General features: G+C 36.2%; 4 protein-coding genes, 1 pseudogene and 1 other annotated feature. Of the genes and pseudogenes, 3 read left to right on the plus strand and 2 right to left on the minus strand.

The genetic code is table 11. The annotated features are described in order from the left end of the window. A pseudogene (locus HHA42_RS12965) lies at positions 1-354 on the plus strand (IS5 family transposase); the annotation flags it as partial. On the opposite strand, the gene HHA42_RS12970 reads toward HHA42_RS12965, so the two are convergent. Together HHA42_RS12970 and HHA42_RS12975 are read right to left on the minus strand one after the other, a co-directional pair. Next, positions 340-1,559 (minus strand): IS3 family transposase gene (locus HHA42_RS12970; RefSeq protein ID WP_168526798.1). Its coding sequence is split into 2 segments (ribosomal slippage): positions 340-1,283 and positions 1,283-1,559, totalling 1,221 coding nucleotides; the frame shifts between segments, so codons are not numbered across the junction. The pseudogene HHA42_RS12965 and the gene HHA42_RS12970 sit on opposite strands and share 15 nt — an antisense overlap. Further along, positions 1,168-1,284, minus strand: a sequence feature (AL1L pseudoknot). It overlaps the preceding gene by 117 nt. Positions 1,560-1,714: 155 nt before the next feature. Next, positions 1,715-2,887, minus strand: a complete 1,173-nt coding sequence (locus tag HHA42_RS12975) for a replication initiation protein (protein ID WP_150378260.1) — start codon at positions 2,885-2,887, stop codon at positions 1,715-1,717. Between the two features lie 856 nt (positions 2,888-3,743). Between HHA42_RS12975 and HHA42_RS12980 the strand changes: the two genes are divergently transcribed. Together HHA42_RS12980 and HHA42_RS12985 are read left to right on the plus strand one after the other, a co-directional pair. Next, positions 3,744-4,523, plus strand: coding sequence for a ParA family protein (locus tag HHA42_RS12980; RefSeq protein WP_150378261.1), 780 nt, complete (start codon positions 3,744-3,746; stop codon positions 4,521-4,523). Between the two features lie 7 nt (positions 4,524-4,530). After that, entirely contained in the window at positions 4,531-5,442 is a 912-nt protein-coding gene (locus HHA42_RS12985; protein ID WP_150378262.1) for a ParB/RepB/Spo0J family partition protein, read from the plus strand. Positions 5,443-5,918: the final 476 nt, after the last annotated feature.

Genomic DNA, 5,918 nt, shown 5'->3' on the forward strand with positions numbered 1-5,918 from the left:
GTGAGGGCGAATGGAAACGCAAGAAACATGGACCTGAATATCGTCGCCAATGGCGTAAACTTCATATTGGTATAGATCAAAACCCTTCAAATACGCGCTATTCAACTCACTACAAATAATGTGAGTGATTCACAAGTACTTGGTGATTTACTCGATCAGATTCCTCAAGATGAGCAGATTGACTCTGTTTATACCGATGGAGCTTATGACACCAAGCAATGCCGTCAGGTCATTGCAGATCGGCAAGCACATGCGGTGATTCCACCTAGAAAAAATGCGAAACCATGGAAAGATACAAAGTGAACCGTACCGGGTTTGTCGGAGACTTTTTTATTTAAGTTAGGCCACCTGACCTAACGGGTTAATCTTATCATAGTACATTGCTTCAAACTCAAAAGGCGATACATAACCCAGTGCACTGTGTACACGCTTTTTATTGAACCAATCTACCCAGTTTAGTGTCGCAAGTTGTACATCTGCTAAACCTTGCCAATCTGCTTTTAAATATTCAATCACCTCTGTTTTGTATAAGCCATTCACCGTTTCAGCCAGAGCATTATCGTATGAATCACCAGTTGTACCGACTGATGCTCGTAAATTTGCAGCTTCTAAACGATTGGTATAGCGAATAGAAAGATATTGAACACCTCTATCGGAATGATGAATCACATTCTTTGGCATGCCTCGATCGTGCAAGGCTTGCTCTAATGCATCGAGCACCATATCTGTATTCATCCGTGTCGATACTTTCCATCCAACAATTGCTCGTGAGAACACATCAATAATAAAGGCGGTATAGACCCAGCCTGAATGAGTTTGAATATACGTAAAGTCACTCACCCACAGTTGGTCAGGATGATCAGCATTAAAATTACGTTTCACTAAATCATCTGCTCTTTTTTGATCATCTCGGCTACGGGTGGTTTGTTTATTCTTACCACGCCAAACACCTTGTATACCTAGCTTCTGCATCAATCGAGCAACTGTACAACGTGCAATAATATAGCCTTCACGTTTCAATTGTTGCCAGACCTTACGCACACCATATCGACCTGAACTTTCTTTCCAAATTCGTTTAATTTGTTCAGCATGATGCTCATCATGTAGATCTCGTTTCGCTCGATGTTCTGGATTGTCCGCGAGATCTAAAGTTCGGTAATAGGTTGAAGCTGCGATCGGTAAAATCCTACAAATCGCATCAACACCATATCGATCTTTATTGTTATGGATGAAATCCACCATTATTTGTGTGGGCGGTCGAGCTCCGCCTGGGCGAAAAAAGCGGCTGCTTTACGTAGAATTTCATTGGCACGCTTTAATTCTTTAATTTCACGTTCCATTTGCTTCATTTTTTCTTGATCAGATATCTGTTGTACTTTAATAGGATTTTGCTGATCTAAATGCTTTTGATGCCAGGCACGAAGTGTTTCAGGAGTACAACCAATCTTAGGCGCAATTGCTGTGATTGCAGCCCAAGTAGAAGGATAATCTTTTTCAGATTCAATTAGTAATTGAACCGCTTTTTCTCTGATTTCAGGGGTATATTTTAATTTGGTCATCGGGGTAGTCTCTCAGAATATTGACTCTCCGACAAACCCGGTACGGTTCATTTTCACACTTTATGCAACAGAGTCGTTTTTATCCTAAGGTCCTTACCACTTGTATTCTTTACGAACATATATCTAAAAAGTGTAGCAAGTTGCTACACTTTTCGCTAGATCAACTCTTTACCAAAAATATCATTCAGTCTTTCACGAATACTATGGACGAATTCCGGATTACTTTTAAGTTTATGCTTCATATTTCGTTTAAAGTCATTCAACCCCATACCAATTTCAGCAAAATCCATTTGGAATAAAGTGTCATTAATGACAATATTTGCTTGAGAGTCAGTGAGGCATCCTACTTTTTTAAACCACTTCTTGAACTGCTGATAATTTTCATCATTATTAAAAATATACCAAGAACGTACATTCATATCGAATTTAGCCCCTAATTCTTTTACGGATGCATTGTCTTCAAATGGAACATCAAGATAGATTTTTTCAATCACTGCAAATTCATCCAGTGCCTTATCAGCAATCCGATGATGCAGTTTAAAATTCACACCTACAATTGGACGGCCTTTCTTAACGGTTTCATACTCTAACTGTAGATCTGTATTTTCGTTAATTTCTGCCACTATTTTGTCTAATACATAGCGTCTAAAATCTACCCAGCGATCATATTTGGTTTCATTAATATCAATCAGTGCTTTCAAGTTTTCTAAAAGTAATGGCACTTCATAACTCTTTTGATTGACGTACTTAAATTCGTTTTTAATGAAATAAGTATAAAGACTCATACTGGCAACAGAATCTAGGGCAAAAAGATGTTTTAGCTGATAGGTAGTAAAATTACCCCCAGCCAGTTGAGTGAAATACGGCAACACCTCACTGGTAAAACGAATCTGAATCGCATTTTTAGAATCATCTTCCCATCTTAACTCACGGATAATGGGAACGACAGAATGTACTTTTTTAGTCTTTCTCTTACCATTATCAGCTGGCTCCTCAATAATAAAATGAGCTACCCGGGATGAAAGCTCTTTATAAATCCGATCTATTGCAACATTAATTGAATTACGTTTATTTAATCCTAGTAAATCTGCCAAATCATCCTTATACAAATAAATATAAGTTTGTTCGGTAATTTCACCATCTACCCTATTTTTCTCACTATAATTCGCAACCGCCATTGCATATAAAAGTGCCTTATATTCATTGGCTGATAATTCGATTGGGCGAATTAAACGGTTACTGGTACTGACAACGCCATTATGGCGAATGTTGCCTATACAGTAAGGAATATAATTCGATTCTTCTTGCAATGGTTCAGATTCTGTCATAACCGTGATATTTATAATTTAACTTAGTTTTTATATACAAAAGTGGAAAAACTTTCAAGACTTTCACCACAATATTCTAAAAGTGGAAAGTTTGTCATCAAAAAGAAGCATTTTAGCCGATTTCCTGCACTTAAAGTGGAATTAATTATAATCTTTCCACCTCATGATGACAGACCTTCCACCTTTAGTCTCGAAATTACAGTTCAGAAGGTCTATTTTTACTTTTTTCATTCAGGTCTAGTTAGGTTAAGTCAGATAAAAACCCTGATGTGACAAGGCTTCCACCTTTTTGTTAGATTTAAAAGGTATAACTGCACATATAATCATCAGGAAATATCCAATAAAAACAGATTATCCACAGGTTAAGAAGATACAGTGACAATCTTTCCACCTTTAAAGCTTAGTTATGAGACTTTATTAACAGCTTAAATATTTGTTTTTTATATTATTTTTAAATAAAAATAGCAGTTCTAAAAATAGTAGTGACAAACCTTCCACCCTAGTGACAGACCTTCCACTTTATAGTGACAAACCTTCCACTTTATAGTGACAGACCTTCCACTTTACGGTGACAGACCTTCCACTTTATAGTGACAAACCTTCCACTTTATAGTGACAAACCTTCCACTTTTAAAGTTACAAGCATTTGTTTTATATAATAAAAATATGATCCTAATTATTAATTAGCTAAATAACTAATTATTCTAATTTTTAATTAAGCTAGCTTAGTTAAAAATTTATTTTTTAAGTTGTTTTACAGCTGAATAAATAGGATTTATAAATTTAAAAACTATAGTAAGATGAATGAAAGTTATTTATATTACTAAACATTGAAATAAGGAAGCATCTGACACGCATGTCTGCAAAAATTATTACTGTTGCTAACCATAAAGGCGGATGTGGCAAAACAACGACTGTTGTACACCTAGCCTCAGAACTTGCCAATCTGGGCTACAAAGTTTTAGTCATTGATTTAGATCCTCAAGCAAACGCAAGTTTACACATTGGGATCCAACATCCAAGCGAAATTGCTGTCACTACAGCAGAATTACTAGTGGGCGATATTTCGTTGTTGGCAGATGCATTACAAGAAGAAACGAACTTTGAAAAAGTATCATTAATTTATGGTTCCTTAAATTTAGGAAAAACTGAAGATCAACTAAAAGAAGAAGCTCCCCGTCCTTCTGAAGAGTTAAATATCAAGTTAAAACTATTAAAAGATCTTTATGATTTTATATTGATCGACTGTCCACCTAGCCTTAAATTATTAACCAGCAATGCCTTGGCATCTTCAACACATGTCGTTATCCCTATCGAATCAGGATCACAATATGGATTGTATGGGGTAACAGATCTTTTAAATCATCTTGAAAAAATCAAACGTATTAATCCAGATTTAGAGCTTTTAGGCGCTTTACTAATTAAGCATGATGAACGTCAGAATGTCTGTAAGCTGATTCGGGATGAAGCCTTGAAACAGGTAGGTAAAATTTTAGAAACCACAATTCCTCAAAGTACTAAAGTCAATCAAGCAGCGATTCTGCAACAACCACTTTTGAAAGTAGAAAAAAATTCAAAAGTACGTAAGGCTTTTGAAAGCCTTGCCAATGAAATTGTAGTGAAAATTAAAACCTGAGAGCATTATGGCAAGCACCAAAGAGCTTTTAGCTCAGAAACTGAAACAGAATACAGAAAAACATCAGCAAGCACAGAAAGACAATATTAAAGAGCCGAAAGAGTTTAGACGTAATGTCCCTATTGAGGATATCAGCCGAAGTCCAAACCAGCCGCGTAAAATATTTGAAGAGTCACAGTTAAAAGAACTGGCGGATTCTATTAATGAAATCGGCCTTTTGCAGCCCATTACAGTACGTAAACTGGATAATCTGAAATATGAACTGATTGCAGGCGAGCGACGCTTACGGGCACATCAATTACTCGGAAAGTCTGTGATTGAAGCCATTATAATTGATGCAAATAATGTAGAAGCATCTTTGTTAACCCTGGCAGAGAATTTAAAGCGTCAGGATCTGACAGATTATGAGATTTTTATTGGCTTGAACTCACTTGATGAGAAATTAAAGAAAAACAAGCAACGTTTAGCCAATTCACTGGGTTTAAATCGCGAAGATATGTACAAGTATTTAGCATACGAAAAACTGCCGCAAGCAATTTTAAATGACCTTGATGTGGAACCGGGCTTGCTAGGCCGTACTGCTGCAACTGCATTCAAAAAATTTCTATCGGATCATCTTGAACAACTCTCTGAAGCCGAAATGGCCTTACTCGGAGCTTGGGAAAAATTAAAAGACAAAAAACTCGAGCAAAGCAAAGTTACTACTTATGCTGAAAAACTATTGAGTCAGAATCCAGAAAAACTGACCACAACATCCGTGGTCAGAAAAATTGAATATGCTGGTAAGATTGCGGGGAATATCAAACTGAATCAAAAACAGCTTAAAGTTTCTCTGAATATCTCGAAAATTGACGAAGCCAGTCTTTTACAATTAGAAGATTTCTTAAAACAGCTGATTCAAAAAAGCGAAAAAGTGTAGCAAGTTGCTACACTTTTTTAGTCCCGTCAAACTAATTACATCCTCATGCATTATTGAAATTTGCTTTCTTAAGTATGCGTCTTAACATTTGGTCTTTGATAGTACTATTACTTCAGACTGAGATTAAATTCTGCCTTTCTTCTTGTGGAGTGGTTTATATTTATCCGGAAATATTATATATGTCCATATAATCACTCCCAGTTTTCACGTTTTGTATCAAAATAATCAATTCCTATCAGATTTTCCGATAGGGAAATTTATATGCTGGTGGAATATAAATAGTTTGGTGGTGTTTCAAAAAGTATGCTGCCGTTAAACAAATCCGTTATTAAGGTAAAAGAAAGTAAGCATCCGGCTAACACAGCCTTACCAAGCGATCCTATAAGCCTTAATTTAGTCCCCACCTAAAAACAAGTGGGGACTTAATCCATGAACATGGATATATATTCAGCAACACCTCCTGTTGCTAAAAAACG

The organism is Acinetobacter sp. A3, from assembly GCF_012371415.1.
Classification (GTDB): Bacteria; Pseudomonadota; Gammaproteobacteria; order Pseudomonadales; family Moraxellaceae; genus Acinetobacter.

Coding starts and splice junctions, on each gene's coding strand:
- HHA42_RS12980 (WP_150378261.1), top strand. CDS start 3,744: ATGTCTGCAAAAATTATTACTGTTGCTAACCATAAAGGCGGATGTGGC.
- HHA42_RS12975 (WP_150378260.1), bottom strand. CDS start 2,887: ATGACAGAATCTGAACCATTGCAAGAAGAATCGAATTATATTCCTTAC.
- HHA42_RS12985 (WP_150378262.1), top strand. CDS start 4,531: ATGGCAAGCACCAAAGAGCTTTTAGCTCAGAAACTGAAACAGAATACA.